This is a genomic window from Chimaeribacter californicus, assembly GCF_002858675.1.
Taxonomy (GTDB): Bacteria; Pseudomonadota; Gammaproteobacteria; order Enterobacterales; family Enterobacteriaceae; genus Chimaeribacter; species Chimaeribacter californicus.
In genome coordinates this window covers 129,508-150,766 of record NZ_PJZF01000010.1, presented here as the reverse complement: position 1 = coordinate 150,766, position 21,259 = coordinate 129,508, and the positions used below count along the sequence as shown (strand labels likewise).

Genomic DNA, 21,259 nt, shown 5'->3' with positions numbered 1-21,259 from the left:
GACTGCCCTTATGACAAACCCATTGCTGACGCCTTTTACCCTGCCGCCGTTCTCTAAAATTGAACCTGAACACATTGTGCCGGCGATGGAATCCGCGCTGGACGCGTGCCGCAAAACAGTCGAAAGCGTGGTCGCACAAGGCGGGCCCTACACCTGGGACAATTTGTGCCAGCCGCTGGCGGAATCTGATGACCGCCTGAGCCGCATTTTCTCACCGGTCAGCCACCTGAACTCGGTGAAAAACAGCCCCGAGCTGCGCGCCGCCTATGAACAATGCCTGCCGCTGCTCTCTGAATACAGCACCTGGGTCGGCCAGCATGCCGGGCTGTACCAGGCCTACCGTGACCTGAAAGAGGGCGAAAATTTTGCCCGCCTGACCGCGCCGCAGCAGAAAGCGGTGGATAACGCCCTGCGTGATTTCGAGCTGTCCGGCATCGGCCTGTCACCGGAAAAACAGAAGCGTTATGGTGAAATCTCCACCCGCCTGTCGGAACTCGGCTCCACCTACAGCAACAATGTGCTGGATGCCACCATGGGCTGGAGCAAGCTGATCACGGATGCCAATGATCTCGCCGGGATGCCGGAAAGCGCACTGGCCGCCGCACAGGCGCTGGCGCAGTCAAAAGAGCAGGAAGGTTACCTGCTGACGCTCGACATCCCCAGCTACCTGCCGGTGATGACCTACTGTGACAACCAGGCGCTGCGTGAAGAGATGTACCGCGCCTACGGCACCCGTGCTTCCGATCAGGGGCCGAATGCCGGTAAGTGGGACAACAGCGCCGTGATGGCCGAAGAGCTGGCGCTGCGCCACGAACTGGCCCAACTGCTGGGTTTTGCCTCGTTTGCCGAGAAATCCCTGGCGACCAAAATGGCCGAAAGCCCGCAACAGGTGCTCGACTTCCTGCACGATCTGGCGAAACGCGCCCGCCCGCAGGGTGAACAGGAACTGGCCCAGCTGCGTGCCTTTGCCAAAGAGCATTACGGCGTTGATACGCTGGAAGCCTGGGATCTCTCCTACTACGGCGAGAAGCAGAAGCAGCACCTGTTCTCCATCAGTGATGAGCAGCTGCGCCCTTACTTCCCGGAACAGCGCGTGCTCGGCGGCCTGTTTGAAGTGGTGAAACGCATTTACGGCATTACCGCCAAAGAGCGCCACGATGTGGACACCTGGCACCCGGAAGTGCGTTTCTTTGATCTGTTTGATGAAAGCGGCGAACTGCGCGGCAGCTTCTACCTCGACCTCTATGCCCGTGAGCACAAACGCGGCGGTGCCTGGATGGACGACTGCGCGGGCAGCCTGCGTAAAGCCGACGGTGAGCTGCAAAAACCGGTGGCCTACCTGACCTGTAACTTCAACCGCCCAATCGGTGACAAACCGGCGCTGTTCACCCATAACGAAGTGACCACGCTGTTCCATGAGTTCGGCCATGGCCTGCACCATATGCTGACCAAAATCGATACCGCCGGTGTGGCCGGGATCAGCGGTGTGCCGTGGGATGCGGTAGAACTGCCGAGCCAGTTTATGGAGAACTGGTGCTGGGAGCCGGAGGCGCTGGCCTTTATTTCCGGCCACTACCAGACGGGCGAGCCGCTGCCGCAGGAGATGCTCGACAAGCTGCTGGCGGCGAAAAACTACCAGGCGGCGCTGTTCATCCTGCGTCAGCTGGAGTTCGGCCTGTTTGATTTCCGTATGCATGCCGAGTATGACCCGGCGAAAGGCGCGGAAATCCTCCAGACCCTGGCCGAAGTGAAAAAACAGGTGGCCGTGGTGCCGTCCCCGAGCTGGGGCCGCTTCCCGCACGCGTTCAGCCATATCTTCGCCGGGGGCTACGCCGCAGGCTACTACAGCTACCTGTGGGCGGAAGTGCTCTCTGCGGATGCTTACTCCCGCTTTGAGGAAGAGGGGATCTTTAACCGCGAAACCGGCCAGTCGTTCCTGGATAACATCCTGACGCGCGGCGGGTCTGAGGAGCCGATGACGCTGTTCAAACGCTTCCGCGGCCGTGAGCCGCAGCTTGATGCCATGCTGCGCCATTACGGCATCAAAGGCTGAGTTGTGAGCATCTGTTTACTCTGTGAAGAAGGCGCCGACCCCGGCGCCTTATCGCTTTTAGCGGCGCGCTGGCAGCTTACCTCTGACGATGACGCCATTATGGCATTGGTGCTGACGCCGGAACGCCTTGAACTGCGCAAGCGTGATGAGCCGAAACTGGGCGCCATTTATGTGGATTTCGTCACCGGGGCGATGGCGCACCGCCGCCGTTTTGGTGGCGGGCGTGGGGAAGCGGTCGCCAAAGCGGTGGGCATCAAGGGCAGTTACCTGCCGGAGGTGGTGGACGCCACCGCTGGGTTGGGGCGTGATGCCTTTGTGCTGGCGGCACTGGGCTGCCGGGTGCGGATGCTCGAGCGCAACCCGGTGGTGGCCGCCCTGCTGGATGATGGTCTGCAACGCGGCTATCAGGATGCGGAAATCGGCTCCTGGCTGCGTGAACGGCTGACGCTGCTGCACGCTTCCAGCCTGACCGCGCTGGCAGACATTACCCCACGGCCGGAGGTGGTCTACCTTGACCCGATGTACCCGCACCGGCAAAAAAGTGCGCTGGTGAAAAAAGAGATGCGGGTATTCCAGTCGCTGGTGGGGCCGGATCTCGATGCCGATGGGCTGCTGGCTCCGGCCAGGGCGCTGGCCACCAAACGGGTGGTGGTAAAACGCCCGGATTATGCGCCGCCGCTGGCTGGGGTCGCCGCGCAGGCCGCCATTGAAACCAAATCCCACCGGTTTGATCTCTACCCCGGTACCGCCAACGCCGTTGCCGGTTAATACGCTTACCAGGTAAAAACGTGCCCTGTTTCCAGGGTGGGGCACGCCATTTCCCTTACTTGCTATTGATGCAGCGAAGATATTTACTTCAACGCAGCATTTTCCTGTATGGTTCAAAAAACGCCCATCCCACTCAAGGAAACCGGCATGGCACTCTATAGTATCGACGTCGTGGCACAACTTTGTGGTGTCAACCCGGTCACCCTGCGCTCCTGGCAACGGCATGGCTTACTGAAACCGCAGCGGGAAGCAGACGGCAAACGCAGCTATTCCGACAGCGATATCTCGCGCGCGCACATCATCCTGCATTGGGTCTCCCGCGGCGTGCCGCTGACGCAGATCCGCGCCATTTTGTCCGGTGATGCAAAACAGGTCTCGCAGGGCTGGCAGGCGCAACAGGAAGCCCTGCTCTACCACCTGGAGCACCACCAGACGGCCAAACTGCGCCAGCTGCTGTGGCGTTACGGGCGTGAAGTGCCGTCTGAGAATCTGGTCAACGATATTCTGCGCCCGCTGCGGCTGTTTCTGGGCTCCGGCCGCCACCCGGCCCTGATCCAACAACGGGCCATGCTGGATGTAGCGATCATGGAGTACGCCAGTTTCACCATGCACACGGCCCGCAAGCGGCCCGGCGCCCCGGTGCTGTTGCTGGCCTGGCAGGTCAAAGACAGCCTGGAGCTGTGGCTGGAAGCGATCCGGCTGGTCAGCGAGGGGTTGCGGGTAGAGTTGCTGCCTTATCCGCTGCCTGAGCCGGAACTGGAACGGTATCAGGTCGAGAATTTCTTTATCTGGTCAGACAAACCCCTGACGATCGCGCAACAGGCGCAGTTTGAAACGTGGCTGGCGAAAGGGCTGGCAGTGATGCTGGTGGGCGCGGCAGCGACCACGGCGTTAATGGCCCCGGCCACTGTGCCGCACCTGCCCGCCGGGAATGATAATGAGATCCAGGGCAACGTGACGGATTTGCCTGCCTGAAAAAAAGACGCCCGCAAATGCGGGCGTCCGGCAGACAGCGGGGCAATGCATCGCCTTATGCGTCCTCTTCGTCATCCTGCAACGGCACAATCAGCATGTCGATGTGGATGGTGTTGATCAACTGGCGCGCCGAGGACATCAGCTTGCTCCAGAAATCCTGATGGTGGCCGCACACCACCAGATCAACATCATATTTTTTAATCGCATCCACCAGCACCTGGCCCAGATCGCCGCTGCCGCTCAGGGTCTCCGCGACCGGGTAGCCCGCATTGGTGGAGAGCTCCGTCAGCGCGTTGTGGGTCTCCTCAGAGATACGCTTTTGCATATCACCCAGGTTGACGTCAATCAGGCCGGTGTAGAGGTCGGAATAGTTAACATCGACGTGGATCAGGGAGACTTTGGCATTGTAGGGTCTTGCCATTGAAACCGCCTTGTCGACCAGGATTTTGCTCTCCGGGGACAGGTCAACAGCAATCAGAATATGTTGGTAAGCCATAAGTGTACTCCTTCCATAAAGCCGGTTAAAAAATCACTTTCTGAGGGGCTGCCCGGCCGCCGAGCACACCGCAGCAACCCCGCCTGAATCATTATTGTTTTACCTGTTCGCGCCGGTCCCGGCCGCGTAACGCACGCACTGCTTTTTACCCTGAACCGCAACCCTTAACTCCCTGTTGCGCATCCTGTTCTCCTGTGGCGGCACCCACGGTAACGGTGGCCTGCCCCTTTTTTACACCTTAACGCCTGAAAAGTACTCTTTTTTCCCCTTTCCCTGCGCGTTTGTGCGAGAAATATCAGCAGCATGAGGTAAGTATAGCGCCTCTTAGGCAGTTCAGATTTTATCATTAATCCGGGGGGATCCTGCCGTGGTGTCGCCGGGGCGTGAAGAGGGTCACGTGCGGCTGCAATTCGCTGCCCGGCTTATGCATCCGGGTATGATCCCACCGGCGTGCGGCCGGTTATCTGGAGAGGGATCCGCGAAAAAACGGCCGGCTTTGAACAAATTGTTCTGAAGAGGCACGCCGTTTTACTTTTTCATTTTCTACACTGAATAAGGAGCCACCGCGCGGCGTGTGCCGGATGCGGTAACTCAATACAGAGATGATCCAGGGGCGGGCGGGTAAACGCCCCGGTATATCAGGAGTCAAGCAGGGGCAGGCAAGTGCGTTCCTTTGCCGGCATAAACCGGCTGCGGAAGCAGTGCCCTGAGGGGGGATCATGATCAGTACCGTTGCGCTGTTTTGGGCATTGTGTGTGGTGTGTGTTATCAATATGGCGCGCTATTTCTCTTCATTGCGGGCATTACTGGTGGTGTTGCGCGGCTGTGATCCGTTGCTCTACCAATATGTGGACGGCGGGGGCTTTTTTACCTCGCACGGCCAGCCCAGCAAGCAGATCAGGCTGGTGCGCTATATCTATTCCCAACGTTATCTTGATCATCATGATCCTGAGTTTATCCGCCGTTGTGCCAGGGTCCGCGGGCAATTTATCCTGACCAGCGCCTTGTGCGGGCTGGTGGTCATCAGCCTGGTGGCGATGGTGATCTGGTACTGAGACCGTGATGCGGCATAAAAAAAGGCGACCCCAGAGGGTCGCCTTTTCTTTGCCTGTTGCCCGGCCGGGCCGGTGGCAACAGGCGTTAAATAACCTGCAATGCCAGCCAGTAGAGCACGCCGGAAAGCACAATCGCAATCGGCAGGGTCAGGAACCAGGCCAGCAGGATGTTTTTCACGGTTTTGCTCTGCACGCCGCCGCCATCCACGATCATGGTGCCTGCCACCGCAGAGGAGAGCACATGCGTGGTCGATACCGGCATGCCGGTATAGCTGGCCACCCCAATCGACACCGCCGCCGTCATCTGTGCGGAGACGCCCTGGGCGTAGGTCATGCCTTTTTTGCCGATCTTCTCACCAATGGTGGTAGCCACACGACGCCAGCCCACCATGGTACCCAGTGAGAGCGCCAGCGCCACGGCCAGAATAATCCAGACCGGTGCGTACTCCACCGTTGCCAGCAGGTCATTGCGCAGGTTACCCAGGAAGCGCTTGTCTTCTGCGGAGGTACCCGGCACCTTGGCGGCTTTGTCTGCCGTATCGGCCACGCACATCAGCAGGCGGCGCATATGGCTGCGCTGGTCTACTGACAGGTCACTGTAGCTACTGAGGTTGGTGAGCAACGCCTGCGCGTGATTGATCGCCACCAGCGCACGGCTGCTGTCACAGTGGAACTCTTTTGGCGTATCCGGCACGGTTTCTTCCGGCGCCGGCACCAGCGGAGTCTGCACCGCGACATGCGACAGGGCATCAGTATGCTGTTGATAATACTGTTGCAGGTGCACCACAGCATCACGGGTACGGGTGATGTCATAACCGGTGGCATTCATGTTGACCACGAAACCGGCCGGGGCGACACCAATCAGCACCAGCATAATCAGGCCGATGCCTTTCTGGCCGTCATTGGCACCGTGCGAGAAGCTGACGCCAATCGCAGAGAGGATCAGGGCGGTACGCGTCCAGAACGGTGGCTTTTTCTTGCCGTCGACCTTTTCACGTTCTGCCGGGGTCATGTGGATGCGGCGGCGTTTCTTGGTGCCGCTCCAGTAGCGGCGCAGCAGGAACACCACTGCACCCGCCAGACCCATACCCACCAGCGGTGAGATAATCAGCGATAAGAAAATGCTGACCATTTTCGGGATGTTCAGCGCATCGACCACGGAGCTGTCCGTGATGATGGCGTTGGTCAGCCCGATGCCGATGATGGCACCAATCAGCGTATGAGAGCTGGAAGCCGGCAACCCAAAATACCAGGTACCGAGGTTCCAGATAATCGCCGCCAGCAGCATGGAGAAGACCATCGCCAGCCCATGGGCAGACCCCACGTTCAACAGCAGATCGGTAGGCAATAAATGGACAATAGCGTAAGCAACACTCAATCCGCCGAGTATGACGCCAAGGAAGTTAAAGAAACCCGCCATTACGACCGCAATTTGCGAACGCATAGCACGGGTATAAATCACAGTGGCTACCGCATTCGCCGTGTCATGGAAACCGTTGATGGCTTCATAGAACAAAACAAACAGGAGCGCGAGGACTAACAACAGGCCGGTATGGAAATCCAGCCCAGCGAACAGATGTAGCATAAGCGTTACGCCAGTTGGTGGACATGAACGCGGCGCATTATCCGCGAGAAGGGGGGGTATCGGAAAGCAAAATATGACCTTTTTTTGACAAAAACGTCGTTCCACTCACGGTTTTTTTTGAAAATTTCAACAGAAATCATGCTGTTAATAAGCCTTACTGTTTTTAACGTTTGCTTACGCTGGCGCTTCAGCCGGGGCAGACATACAATTTCCCGCCTGAATGCTCCGCCCAAACTCACCCGGCGTCTCTTTATATGTAGCAGAAAATTCAGGCATATCGTGTAGAAACAGTGACTTTATTAACAGAGGTAAGGCAGTGGAACAGTTTGATGTGGTGGTTATCGGTGCAGGGGCTGCCGGAATGTTTTGTGCTGCACTGGCCGGGCAGGGCGGCTGCCGCGTTCTGTTGCTGGATAACGGCAGAAAGGCCGGGCGCAAGATCCTGATGTCCGGCGGGGGCCGCTGTAATTTCACCAATATGTACACTGAACCGGCTGCTTACCTGTCGCAAAACCCGCATTTCTGTAAATCTGCGCTGGCGCGTTACACCCAGTGGGATTTCATCGATCTGGTTAACCGCCACGGCATTGCGTACCACGAAAAGACCCTCGGCCAGCTGTTTTGTGATGACTCCGCGCAGCAGATTGTCGATCTGCTGCTGAAAGAGTGTGATCAGGGCAAAGTGACGATCCGCCTGCGCAGCGAGGTGCTGGCAGTGGCGCAGAGTGACGGGGGCTATACGCTGACGCTGAACGGCGCTGAGGTAAGCGCCCGCGCCGTGGTGGTGGCCTCCGGCGGGCTGTCGATGCCGGGGCTGGGGGCGTCACCGTTCGGTTATAAGCTGGCGGAGCAGTTTGGCCTGAAAGTGCTGCCGACCCGCGCCGCGCTGGTGCCGTTCACGCTGCACAAGCCGCTGCTGGAGCACCTGCAAACGCTGTCCGGCGTGTCGGTGCCGTCGGTGGTGACGGCGGAAAACGGCGTGGCGTTCAAAGAGAGCATCCTGTTTACCCACCGCGGCCTTTCCGGCCCGGCGATCCTCCAGCTCTCAAGCTACTGGCAGCCCGGCGAGTTTGTGAGTATTAACTTACTGCCGGGGCTGGATCTGGCGGCATTTCTGGATAAAGAGCGCAACGCACACCCGAACCAGAGCCTGAGGAACACGCTGGCGCAGCTGTTGCCGAAGCGGCTGGTGGAGTGCCTGCAAACCCTGGAGCAGTTGCCGGACGTCACCCTGAAGCAGCTCAACGCCCCGCAGCAGGCGGCGCTGGTAGAAAACCTACAGGCGTGGCGGGTGCAGCCGAACGGTACCGAAGGCTACCGCACGGCCGAAGTGACGCTGGGCGGCGTGGACACCCGCGCGCTCTCCTCCAAAACCATGATGGCGAACAGCGTGCCGGGGCTCTATTTCATCGGCGAAGTGGTGGACGTCACCGGCTGGCTGGGCGGCTACAACTTCCAGTGGGCCTGGAGCAGCGCCTGGGCCTGCGCACAGGCGCTGGTGGCGGAAAAACCCTGACGGCTGCCGTTGCCGGTAAAAACAGAAAGGGCCTCATGATGAGGCCCTTTTGCTTATCCGCATTTACCCGTTAAGGAAACGCCTTACTCTTTGTGCTGCAAAGATTTCCGCACGTCAGCGACCTGATCGTTGGTCACGGCTTTCGCGTGGTTGCTCCAGCCCTGGCGGATGAAGGTGGTGAGTGCGGCCACTTCTTCATCGCTCAGGCGGGCGGCGAAGCCCGGCATCGCCAGCGTGGACGGCGCTTTCGCGGTGGAAGGCTGCTGCGCGCCGGCCAGCACGGTATGGATCAGGCCGGTCGGGTCATCCGCGTTGACGATGGTCGCCTGGTCCAGCTCCGGGAAGATGCCCGGTGCGCCCTTGCCGCTGACAAAGTGGCAGGCGCCGCAGTTGTCGAGGTAGAGGCGCTCGCCTTCGCTCAGGTTTTTTGCGGCTGTGAGTTTGGCTTCGGTGGCTTGCGCCGCCTGCTCATTGCGCGCCGGCAGGGCCGGGTTGCCGCCCAGGAACTTCAGGTAGGCCGCCACGGCTTTCAGGTCGGCGTCGGTCATGTGCGAGGAGCTGTGCTCGACCACCGAAGTCATTTCGCCGCCTACCGCTGCCTTGTCATTGCGCCCGGTCTGGAGGTAATCCACGATCTCCTGCTCATTCCAGCGCGGCAGGCCGCGCAGGGACGGCACATCCCAGTGGTTCAGGCTGCCGCCGGAGAGGAACTTATCCTCGCCGCTGTCGAGCGCTTTCTCGTTCATGCCGAGGCCGCGCGGAGTGTGGCAACTGCCGCAGTGGCCGAGGCTTTCCACGATATAGGCACCGCGGTTAACTTCCGCAGATGCGCCGCCAATCGGCTTGAACGGCGTGTCGGTGGTGAACACCCAATTCCAGAACAGCATGCCCCAGCGCTGGTTGAACGGGAAACTGAGATCCGTTTCCGGCGGCTGTTCGGCACTCGCGGGTACCCCTTTCATGAAATAGGTGTAAAGCGCGTGCATGTCGGCGTCGCTGATTTTGGCGTAATCCGGGTATGGCATCGCCGGGTAGAGGTGGCGGCCGTCCGGCAATACCCCTTTGCGCACCGCGTCGGAGAACTGCTGCTCGCTGTAATTGCCGATGCCGTGGGTTTTGTCCGGCGTGATGTTGGTGGAGTAGATGGTGCCGAGATCGGAGTCGATCGCCAGCCCGCCGGAGTAGGCCGGTTTGTTGGGCAGCGAGTGGCACGCCATGCAGTCGCCCAGCCGGGACAGGTACTCGCCCTGCTTGATCAGTGCTGCCTCATCCGCCGCCTGCGCCTGCCAGGCGAAACCGGCCGCCAGCGCCACCGCACTGAGTTTGAAAAAACGTTTCATTGTTAACATTTTCATGCGCTTACACCTGCACCAGTGGACCGGGGTTTTTCAGATACTGTTCCTTGATCGCCTGCGCCGCCATCAGGGTAATGGCACCGATGGTGTCGGTGGGGTTCGCCTGGAAGTTTTGCGGGAAGGCATTGCCGCCCGGCACAAACACATTGTGCACGTCCCAGCTTTGCAGGTAGCGGTTCAGCGCCGAGGTGCGCGGGTCATCCCCCATCACCGCGCCGCCCACGTTATGGGTGGAGACGTATTTGGTGAGGTCAAAGGTGGCATCCATCGGCAGGAAACTCATGCTCATGCTGTCCGGGTTCAGCTCTTTGGCGATGTTGCCCACAATCCCTTTCAGGTACTGCTGGAGTTTCAGCTCGTTCTGCTTCCAGTTGAAGGTCATGCGCAGCAGCGGCTGGCCGTGCTCATTGGTGTAGTTCGGATCGAGATCGAGGTAGATATCGCGATACGACATACAGGTGGTGGTGATGCTGATCTTCATCGAATGGCCGTACCACTCTTCCAGACCCTCTTTCCAGCCGGTGCCCCAGTTCGGGACGCCTTTCGGCAATGAGGTGCCGATCGGGGTGCCGGTGGCCTGTGAGCTGTGGATCTTCGCACCGCCGATAAAGCCGAGGCCGGGGCCGTCGAAGTTGCCCGGCGAGATGTCATTGAACATCTGCCCGGTCGGGCCGGAGGTGGCGAACGGGTTGAAGTTTTTGTCTTTGAAGAACAGCGTCGCGCCGCCGTTGCTCAGGAACGCATAGTTACGGCCAACCACACCCTCTTCAGTCACCGGGTTGTACGGCTTGCCGATGCCGGAGAGCAGCATCAGGTGCACGTTGTAGAGCTGGAAGCTGCTCAGCACCACGATTTTCGCCGGCTGGAAGCACTCGTTGCCGTGCTGGTCGATGTAGGTCACGCCTTTGGCGGTTTTCTTGTCATCATGCAGTTCGACTTTCAGCACGTTGGCGTGTACTTCGTAGGAGAAGTTGTCCATGCGCTTCAGCGCGTCCATCACTGCCGTCTGCGGTGAAGCTTTGGAGTAGTTCAGGCACGGGTATTTACTGCAGTAACCGCAGTAGTTACACGGCGCAATCTGATTGCCGTAAGGGTTGGTCCAGGCGCGGGAGACGGCGGCAGACGGGTTCGGGAACGGGTGGTAGCCGAGCTTTTTCGCGGCTTCAGCGAACATCACGTTGTTGAGCGTGTCTTCCAGCGCCGGCAGCGGCATCGGGTTGGAGCGCGGGCCTTCGAACGGGTCGCCGCCCGGCAGGATCTTGCCGCGCAGGTTACCGGTATTGCCGGACTGGCCGCAGATGCGCTCGAACTTGTCGTAATAAGGTTCAATCTCGTCCCAGGTGAACGGGAAATCCATCACGCGCATATCGTCCTGAAGGATGCCGGGCTTGTAAGCCTCATCGGCATAGGTTTTCAGCTTCAGGTCAATCGGCGTCGGGCGGATCAGCACGCCGGTCCAGTGCAGGCCGGAGCCACCCACGCCGCCGCCGGGCACAAATGCGCCCCATTTGCGGGTCGGCAGGGCGGTGTCCTGCATGGTGTAGCGCACCGTCACCGCAGACTCTGCCGGGGTGGTCATCACTTTATTGCGCACGCCGTAGGCGTACTCGTCTGCCGGTTTCGGGTAGGCGAAATCGTCATAGGTACGATCCGCGCCTTTTTCCAGCGCCCGCACTTTCAGCCCTGCCATTGCCAGCTCGATACTCATCAGCGAGCCGGCCCAGCCCAGGCCGACCACAACGACGTCGACTTCTTCTTTATTCAGCTGTGCCATCATTTACCCTGTAAAAATCACAAAAATTGCCAAAAAACACCTCACGATTGCCCGGTTCAGGCACGCGCGCCCTGGAGGCTCACCGGCCCCAGCGGGTAAGGGATGTTGTGTTGCTTCACCCACTCCAGATAGCTGGCGCGTGCGCCCGGGAAGCCGATGGCAATCCAGGCTTTCATGCCTTTATTACCGCCGTAAATCGGGTCAGAGAGGTAACCGTGTTTGGTATCGGTCAACAGCTGGTTAAAGAAGTGGGAGGCTTTCAGGTCACTTTCGCCCAGTGCAGCAAAGTCGATGCCGTTTTTCTGCATCTGCGTCAGCGCGTCATCTTTTTCCTGCTGGGAGAGCTGGTGGAACGGCTTCTGATGCGTCGCCTGGCTCCAGACGTTCACCAGACGGATGCCGTTTTTATAGATCTGCTGCGGGCGGAACGGCAATTGGTAGCCCATGGTTGCCGGGGCATGCGCATTGAACGGCCCCTGCATGTAAATTTCTTCGCCGAAATCGCCATGCAGTTGCTGGTCAATAAACACCGGCACATTGGTCTCCAGCGCGCCCGGGGCCTTGCCTTTGCCGCCGGCCGGAATCAGGCGATCGGTAGCCGCGAGGATGAATTGCCACTCTTCAGGGCCGAAAAAGATCGGTTTATAGTCTGCCAGCTCTGGGGCGGCCAGTTCAGCGGCTTCGGCAGCGGTCAGTCCTTTCAGAATCATGCCGCTTAAGGGCAGCGCAGCCAGCGACCCAAGCAAGAACTTACGTCGGGAAGTCTCTTTTTGAAGAAGCATAACGGAGGTGTCTCACATTAAAGGATTGTTAATTTTTTATAGGTATCTTTAAAAGTTCGTTAGTTTACATAGCCGAACTACACCTGAGAATGTTAATGGAATTACAGAATGCGAACAAATGTAAATAGAATTCAATGAGATGGCTAAAAATGCGCCAAATCAAAGGCTGCTATTCATTAACTAATTCTTATATATCAGTGTGATGTAGATCACAGCCTTTATCGGGAACCGGTTCCAGATGCGGCCGGAAAATGTAACAACGCATCGCACTTTTGGGTAAACGGGTTTACAGAACAGCACTTTGCAAGCGTTTAGGGTTACGAATGATAATCTTTTCGCGTCTGTATGACGGCGGTGTTAAAAAAAACACAACCCTTACAGCCAGTATCGGCAAGAGACCAGGAAGACTTTACTGCCCCTCTTCCTGCGCCCAGGTTGTGGGAAAAATATATCTAAGATATATTTTACGCCCGAGGCCAGTGACAAGGCACCCCTGCGGCGCATGTCTGGCGAACCCCTATTTCAGAGAGAAGGCACCGCGATGCAGCACTCCACTTCACCAGACATCACCCCATTACCCACCCGCGTGCGCAATGCGCTGGTATTCCGGCAGATCACGGTAAAACAGGCGGATACCGTAGCGGGCTGCTTCCGCCGTATCGTTTTTCACGGCGAACAACTCAATGGGTTCAGCTCCGCCGGGTTTGATGACCATATCAAGATCTTCTTCCCCGATCGGGAAACCGGAGAGCTGCACCTGCCGCAGGTGACACCGGAGGGCATCGTCTGGGGTGACAAACGCCCGGCGGCGCGTGATTACACGCCACTGCATTTTGATGCCGCCGCCAATGAGCTGACGGTCGATTTCTTTATCCATGCGCAGGGCCTGGCGAGTGACTGGGCAGTCGGTGCCAAACCAGGGGACGCGCTGGCGATGGGCGGGCCGCGCGGCTCGCTGGTGGTGCCGGAAACCTACGCGCACCAGATCTACCTCTGCGATGAGTCCGGCCTGCCGGCATTACGCCGCCGCCTGTTGGCGCTGGCCCCGCATCAGCATATCCAGGTGACGGCGATCGTCAGCGTCCACCGCCCGGAAGTGAAAGCCTATCTGGCGGATCTGGGCCATGTGCAGTGTGAATGGTTGCCGGCGGACGCCGCCCAGCTTAGCGCCCGCATGGCTGCGCTGCCGCTGCCGCCGGAAGACAGCTTCATGTGGATTACCGGTGAAGGGAGCCTGGTGAAAACGATCAGTGACCAGTTGCTCGAAAGAGGGGCGGATGCCGACCGCCTGCGCGCCGTGGCTTACTGGCACCAGAAATAATTATCCGGCCCCCGGCCGGGGGCTTTATTTCCCGCGCACCTTACCGGGTTATTTCCCGGTAAGGCTATTCAAAATAACCTGAAAGCCATGCGTTATTTTAATCACGCTGCGTTCCTGTTTAAAAAGCGGGTATGGTTATCCCCAGCTGTACCCTGTTTCATTTTCTGAAAAAACCTTACGCTGTCGCGCAATAAAGCCGGGCTTTATGCTGCGTATAAAAAGGTATGCTGAAGGCGGCATAAAATAAAAGGAACAATCATGGTGTTTATACGTAATAAGCATTACCGAGCACTTTTTACCGTAATAACCCTGGGGATGGGCGGTTTAAGTGTTAATGCGCACAGCGCGGAAAATTCTGTACCGGCCTTATCTGTTATTAAACCGGCCACCGGCTGCGCGGCACTGACGCATATTGACCTGACGGAAATTGGCGGCGCAGGCAGCAAGATTACCTCCGCTACTGAAACCATGCAGAACGGGGCCGCTTTTTGCTCGGTGGAGGGCACGCTGGCCCCGGCGATCGGCTTCCGGGTGGAATTGCCGATGGCAAGCTGGCGCCAGCGCTTCCTGCAAGTAGGCTGTGGCGGGCTGTGCGGCCGGATTGATCTGCAGGCCGGGGCGGCGGCGGGTTGCGCACCGCTTAACAGCAACGGGTTCGCCATCGCCTCGACCAATATGGGCCACATTCAGGAAGAGGAAGACTTCGGTAAGGATGAGCAAAAACGCAAAGATTTCGCTTACCGCGGCGTGCATCTGACGGCGGTGGCGTCGAAGAAGATCATTGAGGTGTTTTACCACCGCCCGGCGGCCCACGCCTACTTTGACGGCTGCTCTGACGGTGGCCGCGAAGCGCTGATGGAAGCCCAGCGCTACCCACATGATTTCAATGGGGTGATTGCCGGGGCGGCAGCAATGAACTTCCAGACGCAGAACGCGCTCTACCATACCTGGCAGGCGGTGACCAACACCGGCAGCGATGGCAAAGCGATCATCACCGCCGCTCAGTTGCCGCTGATCCATCAGGCGGTGCTGGCGCACTGTGACGCCCTGGACGGCCAGAAAGATGGGCTGATTGCGGATCCGCAGGCGTGCCATTTTGATGTCTCAACCCTGCGGTGCAAGACCGGTGACAACGGGCAGCCGTGTTTGTCCGATCTTCAGGTTTCTACCTTGCGCCGCCTGTATGACGGCCCACGCGCGGAAGGGAGCGGGCAGAAAATGATTGTCGGCGGGCCGCAGTATGGCTCGGAACTGGCCTGGGCCGGGGTGTTTATCCCGCAGACGGCCAGCGACCCGATCTTCAGCCGCATCATCGCGCTGCCGGTGCTGAAGTACATGAGTTTTGTGAACAATCCGCCGGCAGGCTATACCCTGAAGGATCTGCACTTCACCCGCGACACCTTTGACGCCCTGCGTGCGCTGCACCCGCTGTATGACGCCACCAACCCGGATCTGTCGGCATTTGCCGCCGCGGGCGGTAAGCTGATTATCTGGCACGGCTGGGCCGATCCACATATTTCACCGCTGAATTCAGTGGCTTATCATACGGCGGTGGGTAAAACGATGGGTGAGGCGAAGCGTGACAGCTTTGAGCGCCTCTACCTGCTGCCGGGTGTGTACCACTGTTCCGGCGGTGAAGGCCCAAGCCTGATCGACCTGCTGACCCCGATGGTCAACTGGGTGGAGCGCGGCCATGCGCCGCAGGCCATCACCACCTGGCAGGCTGCGCCACAGCAGAAAAACAGCTTTGGTCAGCCGATGATCGACAAAGGCAACCGGCCGCCGATGCCCCCCAAAGGCCAGCAGCCGCCGACGCACCTGGAAACCATCCCGGCCAATGCCGTTTCGCGCCCGGTGTTCCCGTACCCGGATTATGCGGTATACAGCGGCAAAGGTGACGTGAACCGCGCTGACAGCTACGCCCGCAAACCCCTGCACCAGACGTATGACGCCTATCATTGGCTGGGCGAGGATTTCTACACCCCCTATACCTTTATCAAATAATCCCGCCGGGGCAGCGCACGCTGCCCCGTTTTATTTCCTGCCCTGTTGGCGGCCACGCGCCTTGTAATCCGCGGGCTGCCCCGATATGCTTCGGGGCTGTTCCCCTGCCTGTGCCATGACCTATGAAAAATCCCATCAATAATGCCAATGTTCCGCTTATTTTTTCTGCCGGTGAAAAGGCACGGATCGATCGTGGGCAGGGAATGGGCGGTAAAAAACAGCGCCGTGAAAAACTATTCGACGCCAACGATATTCGTTTGCTGATGCTCTCGGCACTGGAAACCCGCCCGGCACATGGTTATGAATTAATTAAGGCAATTGAAGATCGCTCTGGTGGGGAATATGCCCCCAGCCCCGGCATTATTTACCCGAATCTCACCCTGATGGAAGAGATGGGCTATATTGACGCCCGCGATAACGCCACCGGCAAAAAAGAGTATGTGCTTACCGCCCAGGGTGGGGCATTTCTGTATGAAAACCGGGAGACGCTGGCGCGCGCCGCCGGCCGGTTACATGCGCTGGCGGTGTTGGCCAATAACCGTGCTATCCCGGAAATTGAACGCGCCATTAATAACTTCCGCACCGCGCTGAATATGCGTTTATCGAAAGAGAATTTATCGCCCGAGACGCTGCACGCCATTATTGACAGCCTCGACCGCACCGCCAAAGAGATTGAGCGGAGCTGACGCGCACCGCGTTATTTGTGTTGAAACCCTTCTCTCTGTATTTGTGCGCTGGCGCACGTCGCCATTATTTGTGACCCAGCGCTGAAAAACGCGTTTTCCTGCCTGTGTGCTGCCATTAAAAAAGCAATGTGCGATCCATCGCGCATTGCCTTAGGCATCCTGATATTTATCGGCTTTTATTCACCGAGTGAATTGTACATCTGCACAATGGTATTCAGGTGAATGTCCTTTAAGATTTTATTTCTCTTCTGACTGTTTATGACTTCCGTTATTTCCCGCGGCGGGCTAATGCTGCCTTGCTGAATAAAAAGCAGAAAATCAATCACTTTGAGGATCAAGAGATGAGCGTCACGACCGTTGAAGCGGCAGCAAAAGGCCATCGCACCCGCTATTTGATCTTACTGATTATTTTTATTGTGACGGCAGTCAATTATGCCGACCGGGCCACCCTGTCGATTGCCGGCAGCGCCGTGGGCAAAGAGCTGCACCTCAGCGCCATGTCGATGGGTTATATCTTCTCGGCGTTCGGCTGGGCCTATTTATTGATGCAGATCCCCGGCGGCTGGCTGCTTGACCGCTTCGGCTCTAAAAAGGTGTATACCTACAGCCTGTTTTTCTGGTCGCTGTTTACCTTCCTGCAAGGGTTTGTGCATCTGGTGCCGCTGGCCTGGGCGGCGGTGTCGATGTTTGCCATGCGCTTTATGCTCGGCTTCTCGGAAGCCCCCTCTTTCCCGGCCAATGCGCGCATCGTTGCCGCCTGGTTCCCGACCAAAGAGCGCGGCACCGCCTCCGCGATTTTTAACTCGGCGCAATACTTCTCCCTGGCGATCTTCTCCCCGCTGCTCGGCTACCTGACCTACGCCTGGGGCTGGCAGCATGTGTTCACCGTGATGGGCGCGATAGGCTTCGTGCTGACCGCGGTCTGGGTGAAATATATCCACAATCCCACTGACCACCCGCGCATGTCCAAAAGTGAGCTGGAGTACGTGGCGCAGGGCGGTGCAGTGGTTGACATGGATCACCCGCAGGCGAAAAAAGCGGGTGGCGGCCCGAAACTGGCGTACCTCAAACAGTTACTGGCGAACCGGATGATGCTCGGCATCTTCTTCGGCCAATATTTCATTAACACCATCACCTGGTTCTTCCTGACCTGGTTCCCGATCTATCTGGTGCAGGACAAAGGGATGTCGATCCTGAAAGTGGGGCTGGTGGCCTCGATCCCGGCGCTGTGCGGGTTTATCGGCGGGGTGGCGGGCGGCCTGTTCTCGGACTCGCTGATCAAACGCGGCATGTCACTGACGCTGGCGCGGAAACTGCCGATTGTGCTGGGGATGCTGCTCGCCTCCAGCATCATTTTATGCAACTACACCAACAGCACCACGCTGGTGGTGGCGCTGATGGCGCTGGCATTCTTCGGCAAGGGGTTCGGCGCGCTGGGCTGGCCGGTGATTGCCGACACCGCGCCGAAAGAGATTGTTGGGTTGTGCGGCGGCCTGTTTAACGTTTTCGGCAACGTCGCCTCGATCGTCACCCCATTGGTGATTGGTTACCTGGTCAGTGAGCTGCACTCGTTCAACGCCGCGCTGATCTTTGTCGGCTGCTCGGCCCTGATGGCGATGGTCTGCTACCTGTTTGTGGTTGGCGAGATTAAACGTATGGAACTCAAGGTGTAATTGCCCTTCTTTCCCATCCAGGCACCCTTCGCGGTGCCTTTTTGCTTCCACCCAGGCACCCTTCACGGTGCCTTTTTCTCCCCAGTCAAACCAGCCTGAACTACCCTTGAAACAGACGCGGCCGCCAACGCGCCGCAGATTTCCCGATATTTCTCTTCAGCAATCAGCGTGGTATCCCATGAAAGCAGCCAAACGCGGGCAGACGCCCGGTATCGAAAACATTGTGATTGAGCAGGTCGCGGAACCGGGTGAACCGGGGCCGGGCGAGGTGCGGGTGCGCATTCATGCCAATTCCCTTAACTTCCATGATTACGCGGTCGCCGCCGGGATGATGCCCTCAGAGGCCGGGCGGCTGTTGCTGTCTGATGGCGCAGGCGTGGTGGAAAGCGTGGGCGCGGGCGTCACCACGTTGAAAGCGGGCGATCATGTGGTCTCCTGTTTCTTCCCCGACTGGGAGGACGGCCCCTGCCCGGTAACCGGCTTTGCCGGCACGCCGGGTGACGGCATTGACGGCTACGCCACGCCCTGGGTGGTGCGCCCAGCCCGTTTCTTCACCCTTGCGCCGCAGGGCTGGAGCCATGCCCAGTCCGCCACACTCACCACCGCCGGGTTGACGGCCTGGCGCGCGCTGGTGGTCAACGGCGGGTTGAAAGCGGGGGACGATGTGCTGATCCTCGGCACCGGCGGCGTGTCGCTGTTTGCGCTGCAACTGGCGCAGATGATGGGCGCGCGTGTTTTCGCCACTTCCTCTTCCGATGAAAAACTCACACGCCTGCAAACCCTGGGCGTACACGCCGGGGTGAACTACCGCCGGCATCAGGACTGGGGCAAACAGATTTGGGAACTCACCGGCGGCCGCGGCGTTGACCATGTGATTGAAATCGGTGGATCGGGCACGCTGGCTAACTCCATTGATGCGGTGGCCATTGGCGGCCATATCGCGCTGATTGGCGTCTTTACCGGCCTGGCCGGTGAGGTGCCCACCGCCCAGCTGATGGCGAAACAGGCGGCGCTGCGTGGCATCACCGTGGGCAGCCGCCGCCACCAGCAAGAGATGATCCGCGCGCTGGACGCCAACCGTGTCACGCCGCTTATCGACAAATCCTTTGCCCTTGAGGAACTGCCGGACGCCTTCAATTATGAATATTCCGGCCGGCATATGGGCAAAATCGTGATTGAACAGTGACCTGACGGCGCACCCGTTTCACCCCGCGCCACGCGGGCGGCCTGTGCCTGTTCACCGCGCTCAGGCCGCCTGACCTGTTGATGTCCCCCGTCCCACTTTCCCAGGAGAAAATGATGAGCAACGCGATAACCCCGGAACAGGCCCCGACCGACCGCCATATCGAGCAGTTTCTCAGCCAGCTGAACGCGGCCGGTGGCCCGCCGATGGAGCAGCTTTCGCCCGAGGCCGCGCGGCAGGTGCTGACGGATGCGCAGAATTCCGTGGAGGTCGATCTCTCCGGGGTGGTGATTACCGAACGCACCGTCAACAGCAGCGGGCACGATCTCAGCCTGACCATTGTGCGGCCGGAGGGGGCGGCCGGTATTCTGCCGGCGTTTATGTTTTTCCACGGCGGCGGCTGGGTGCTGGGGGATTTCCCGACGCATCAGCGCCTGGTACGCGATCTGGTGGTGGAGAGCGGTGCAGCGGCGGTTTTTGTTAACTATACGCCCTCCCCGGAGGCCCACTACCCGGAGGCGATTAATCAGGCGTATGCCGCGACCTGCTGGGTGGCCGGCCACGGCGCGGAGCTGAACCTTGATGGCGGGCGGCTGGCGGTGGTGGGCAACAGCGTCGGCGGCAATATGGCGGCAGTGGTGGCAATGATGGCCAAAGAGCAGGGCGCGCCGCATTTGCGTTTCCAGTTGCTGTTCTGGCCGGTGACGGATGCCGCCTTTGACAACGGCTCTTACCAGGCTTACCCGGAGGGCTTTTTCCTCAGCCGCAATATGATGAAATGGTTCTGGGACAACTACACCACCGATGAGAGCCGTCGCACAGAGCTGCACGCGTCGCCGCTGCGGGCCACGCCTGACCAGCTTGCCGGGCTGCCGCCTGCCCTGATTCAGGTGGCGGAGTTTGATGTGCTGCGTGACGAGGGCGAGGCGTATGGGCGTAAGCTGAATGAAGCCGGGGTGGACACCACGCTGGTGCGCTATAACGGGTTGATCCATGACTTCGGGCTGCTGAACCCGCTCAGCCGGGTGCCGGCGGTCAGGGTGGCGCTGTCACAGGCGGCGCAGGCGCTGAAAAAATACCTCGCCTGACGCATAACAAGACATTACCCGGCTGTGGCAGCGGCCGGGCAGTCTTATCCAGTGAATGGCGGCATCCATCGACCCGGGGCATCAACTGAGCTGCGGCATCAGCCCTGAATCAATGCCATGCTCTGTTTGATCTCGCGCTCAATATCCGCTTCCTGCCACGTTTCCAGCACGGAAGAGAACGGCTCAAACGAATAGATCCCCTGATACCCCAACCGTTCCAGGTTATCCACCTGCTGTTTGCTTTTCAGCTGGTCGTGCCTACTCAACATGATGCGCTCTTCATCAGTGAGCAGGGATTTGTCCCGCGGGTCTTCCACGCCGGACAGGTGCACCAGCCCGATGCTTTCCATCGCCATCTGCTGGTCAAACGCGGCCTGATCCACCTCATCCAGATGGTGGTGGAAGGTGTCAACCACCAGTTTGTAAGGCGCGGCCGAATCCCGGATCAGGGACTGGGTCAGCAGTGAGGATCGCAGTGAACTGATGCCGAAGCCCAGCGGCTCCACCAGCCCGGTTACCCCATACTGTGTAAACAGCGGCGCAAGGGCGATCAGCGCCTGAAGCGTTTCCTGCTTCTTTTGTTCCGCGCTGCGCGCATCATCGGCGCTGCAATGCGGGCAGAGGATCAGCCCACGGCTGCCGATTGCCTGCGCTTCCCGCAGCATCGCCTCTGCATTGGCCCAGACCTGATCGCGTTCCGCCCCGAGGTTAAACCGGCCCAGCGCGTTGATGGTGATGATTTCCATCCCGTACTGCTGCGCCAGGGCCTTGACCTCGCCGGTGCTCAGGCCGTCCGTGACCTTGCCGCTGGGCATATCATTGCGTAACTCCACCTTATTCAGGCCGCAGTTTTTTACCACCCTGAAAAACTGTTCAAGGGTCAGGTTAGGGGCAATTTTACGGTTGATACAGAAACGATGTTGCGCGATAGCCATGTTGTTACTC

At 59.0% G+C, this 21,259-nt stretch carries 17 protein-coding genes; 11 read left to right on the top strand and 6 right to left on the bottom strand.

Features of this window, described 5'->3' with window-relative positions; all coding sequences use genetic code 11:
• Positions 1 to 10 precede the first annotated feature (10 nt).
• The 3 genes from prlC to CYR55_RS13200 all read left to right on the top strand — a co-directional run bounded on the left by prlC (position 11) and on the right by CYR55_RS13200 (position 3,796).
• Positions 11 to 2,053: an oligopeptidase A gene (gene prlC / locus CYR55_RS13210; RefSeq protein WP_101816584.1), complete on the top strand. Its 2,043-nt coding sequence runs from the start codon at positions 11 to 13 to the stop codon at positions 2,051 to 2,053.
• A 3-nt stretch (positions 2,054 to 2,056) separates the two neighbouring features.
• Positions 2,057 to 2,821: a 16S rRNA (guanine(1516)-N(2))-methyltransferase RsmJ gene (gene rsmJ / locus CYR55_RS13205; RefSeq protein ID WP_101816583.1), complete on the top strand. Its 765-nt coding sequence runs from the start codon at positions 2,057 to 2,059 to the stop codon at positions 2,819 to 2,821.
• 147 nt (positions 2,822 to 2,968) lie between these two features.
• The gene (locus CYR55_RS13200; protein WP_241522150.1) at positions 2,969 to 3,796 is read left to right on the top strand and encodes a MerR family transcriptional regulator; all 828 of its coding nucleotides are present in this window, start codon (positions 2,969 to 2,971) and stop codon (positions 3,794 to 3,796) included.
• A gap of 55 nt (positions 3,797 to 3,851) precedes the next feature.
• Here the strand turns inward: CYR55_RS13200 and uspA are convergent, their stop codons facing one another.
• Positions 3,852 to 4,292, bottom strand: a complete 441-nt coding sequence (gene uspA, locus CYR55_RS13195) for a universal stress protein UspA (protein ID WP_101816581.1) — start codon at positions 4,290 to 4,292, stop codon at positions 3,852 to 3,854.
• Between the two features lie 719 nt (positions 4,293 to 5,011).
• Here uspA and uspB point away from each other — a divergent pair.
• Complete coding sequence (gene uspB / locus CYR55_RS13190) at positions 5,012 to 5,347, top strand: universal stress protein UspB (protein ID WP_101816580.1); 336 nt, start codon at positions 5,012 to 5,014, stop codon at positions 5,345 to 5,347.
• Between the two features lie 85 nt (positions 5,348 to 5,432).
• Here uspB and pitA read toward each other — a convergent pair whose 3' ends face one another.
• Entirely contained in the window at positions 5,433 to 6,932 is a 1,500-nt protein-coding gene (pitA, locus tag CYR55_RS13185) for an inorganic phosphate transporter PitA (protein WP_101816579.1), read from the bottom strand.
• A gap of 316 nt (positions 6,933 to 7,248) precedes the next feature.
• Between pitA and CYR55_RS13180 the strand changes: the two genes are divergently transcribed.
• Positions 7,249 to 8,448: a BaiN/RdsA family NAD(P)/FAD-dependent oxidoreductase gene (locus CYR55_RS13180; RefSeq protein ID WP_101816578.1), complete on the top strand. Its 1,200-nt coding sequence runs from the start codon at positions 7,249 to 7,251 to the stop codon at positions 8,446 to 8,448.
• 83 nt (positions 8,449 to 8,531) lie between these two features.
• Here the strand turns inward: CYR55_RS13180 and CYR55_RS13175 are convergent, their stop codons facing one another.
• The 3 genes from CYR55_RS13175 to CYR55_RS13165 are packed head-to-tail and all read right to left on the bottom strand — an operon-like array spanning position 8,532 to position 12,359.
• Positions 8,532 to 9,803, bottom strand: coding sequence for a c-type cytochrome (locus tag CYR55_RS13175; RefSeq protein WP_101816577.1), 1,272 nt, complete (start codon positions 9,801 to 9,803; stop codon positions 8,532 to 8,534).
• 4 nt (positions 9,804 to 9,807) lie between these two features.
• Entirely contained in the window at positions 9,808 to 11,577 is a 1,770-nt protein-coding gene (locus CYR55_RS13170) for a GMC family oxidoreductase (protein WP_101816576.1), read from the bottom strand.
• A 56-nt stretch (positions 11,578 to 11,633) separates the two neighbouring features.
• Entirely contained in the window at positions 11,634 to 12,359 is a 726-nt protein-coding gene (locus CYR55_RS13165) for a gluconate 2-dehydrogenase subunit 3 family protein (protein WP_101816575.1), read from the bottom strand.
• Between the two features lie 541 nt (positions 12,360 to 12,900).
• Between CYR55_RS13165 and CYR55_RS13160 the strand changes: the two genes are divergently transcribed.
• The 6 genes from CYR55_RS13160 to CYR55_RS13135 all read left to right on the top strand — a co-directional run bounded on the left by CYR55_RS13160 (position 12,901) and on the right by CYR55_RS13135 (position 20,314).
• Positions 12,901 to 13,680 carry a siderophore-interacting protein gene (locus CYR55_RS13160; protein ID WP_101816574.1) on the top strand — a complete coding sequence of 260 codons (780 nt, stop codon included), beginning with the start codon at positions 12,901 to 12,903 and terminating at the stop codon, positions 13,678 to 13,680.
• 258 nt (positions 13,681 to 13,938) lie between these two features.
• Positions 13,939 to 15,684 (top strand): tannase/feruloyl esterase family alpha/beta hydrolase, encoded by a 1,746-nt coding sequence (locus CYR55_RS13155; RefSeq protein WP_101816573.1) that lies wholly within the window; start codon positions 13,939 to 13,941, stop codon positions 15,682 to 15,684.
• 122 nt (positions 15,685 to 15,806) lie between these two features.
• Positions 15,807 to 16,370 carry a PadR family transcriptional regulator gene (locus tag CYR55_RS13150; protein WP_338153009.1) on the top strand — a complete coding sequence of 188 codons (564 nt, stop codon included), beginning with the start codon at positions 15,807 to 15,809 and terminating at the stop codon, positions 16,368 to 16,370.
• A 341-nt stretch (positions 16,371 to 16,711) separates the two neighbouring features.
• Positions 16,712 to 18,043, top strand: coding sequence for an MFS transporter (locus CYR55_RS13145; protein WP_101816602.1), 1,332 nt, complete (start codon positions 16,712 to 16,714; stop codon positions 18,041 to 18,043).
• 178 nt (positions 18,044 to 18,221) lie between these two features.
• Positions 18,222 to 19,229, top strand: coding sequence for a zinc-dependent alcohol dehydrogenase family protein (locus CYR55_RS13140; protein ID WP_101816572.1), 1,008 nt, complete (start codon positions 18,222 to 18,224; stop codon positions 19,227 to 19,229).
• A gap of 110 nt (positions 19,230 to 19,339) precedes the next feature.
• Positions 19,340 to 20,314: an alpha/beta hydrolase gene (locus CYR55_RS13135; protein ID WP_101816571.1), complete on the top strand. Its 975-nt coding sequence runs from the start codon at positions 19,340 to 19,342 to the stop codon at positions 20,312 to 20,314.
• 98 nt (positions 20,315 to 20,412) lie between these two features.
• Here CYR55_RS13135 and CYR55_RS13130 read toward each other — a convergent pair whose 3' ends face one another.
• On the bottom strand, positions 20,413 to 21,249 hold the full coding sequence (locus CYR55_RS13130) for a TIM barrel protein (RefSeq protein WP_101816570.1): 837 nt from the start codon (positions 21,247 to 21,249) through the stop codon (positions 20,413 to 20,415).
• Between the last annotated feature and the right edge of the window lie 10 nt (positions 21,250 to 21,259).

Coding starts and splice junctions, on each gene's coding strand:
- CYR55_RS13145 (WP_101816602.1), top strand. CDS start 16,712: ATGAGCGTCACGACCGTTGAAGCGGCAGCAAAAGGCCATCGCACCCGC.
- CYR55_RS13140 (WP_101816572.1), top strand. CDS start 18,222: ATGAAAGCAGCCAAACGCGGGCAGACGCCCGGTATCGAAAACATTGTG.
- prlC (WP_101816584.1), top strand. CDS start 11: ATGACAAACCCATTGCTGACGCCTTTTACCCTGCCGCCGTTCTCTAAA.
- CYR55_RS13165 (WP_101816575.1), bottom strand. CDS start 12,359: ATGCTTCTTCAAAAAGAGACTTCCCGACGTAAGTTCTTGCTTGGGTCG.
- CYR55_RS13135 (WP_101816571.1), top strand. CDS start 19,340: ATGATGAGCAACGCGATAACCCCGGAACAGGCCCCGACCGACCGCCAT.
- uspB (WP_101816580.1), top strand. CDS start 5,012: ATGATCAGTACCGTTGCGCTGTTTTGGGCATTGTGTGTGGTGTGTGTT.
- CYR55_RS13175 (WP_101816577.1), bottom strand. CDS start 9,803: ATGAAAATGTTAACAATGAAACGTTTTTTCAAACTCAGTGCGGTGGCG.
- uspA (WP_101816581.1), bottom strand. CDS start 4,292: ATGGCTTACCAACATATTCTGATTGCTGTTGACCTGTCCCCGGAGAGC.
- CYR55_RS13130 (WP_101816570.1), bottom strand. CDS start 21,249: ATGGCTATCGCGCAACATCGTTTCTGTATCAACCGTAAAATTGCCCCT.
- CYR55_RS13170 (WP_101816576.1), bottom strand. CDS start 11,577: ATGGCACAGCTGAATAAAGAAGAAGTCGACGTCGTTGTGGTCGGCCTG.
- CYR55_RS13200 (WP_241522150.1), top strand. CDS start 2,969: ATGGCACTCTATAGTATCGACGTCGTGGCACAACTTTGTGGTGTCAAC.
- pitA (WP_101816579.1), bottom strand. CDS start 6,932: ATGCTACATCTGTTCGCTGGGCTGGATTTCCATACCGGCCTGTTGTTA.
- CYR55_RS13160 (WP_101816574.1), top strand. CDS start 12,901: ATGCAGCACTCCACTTCACCAGACATCACCCCATTACCCACCCGCGTG.
- CYR55_RS13150 (WP_338153009.1), top strand. CDS start 15,807: ATGAAAAATCCCATCAATAATGCCAATGTTCCGCTTATTTTTTCTGCC.
- CYR55_RS13155 (WP_101816573.1), top strand. CDS start 13,939: ATGGTGTTTATACGTAATAAGCATTACCGAGCACTTTTTACCGTAATA.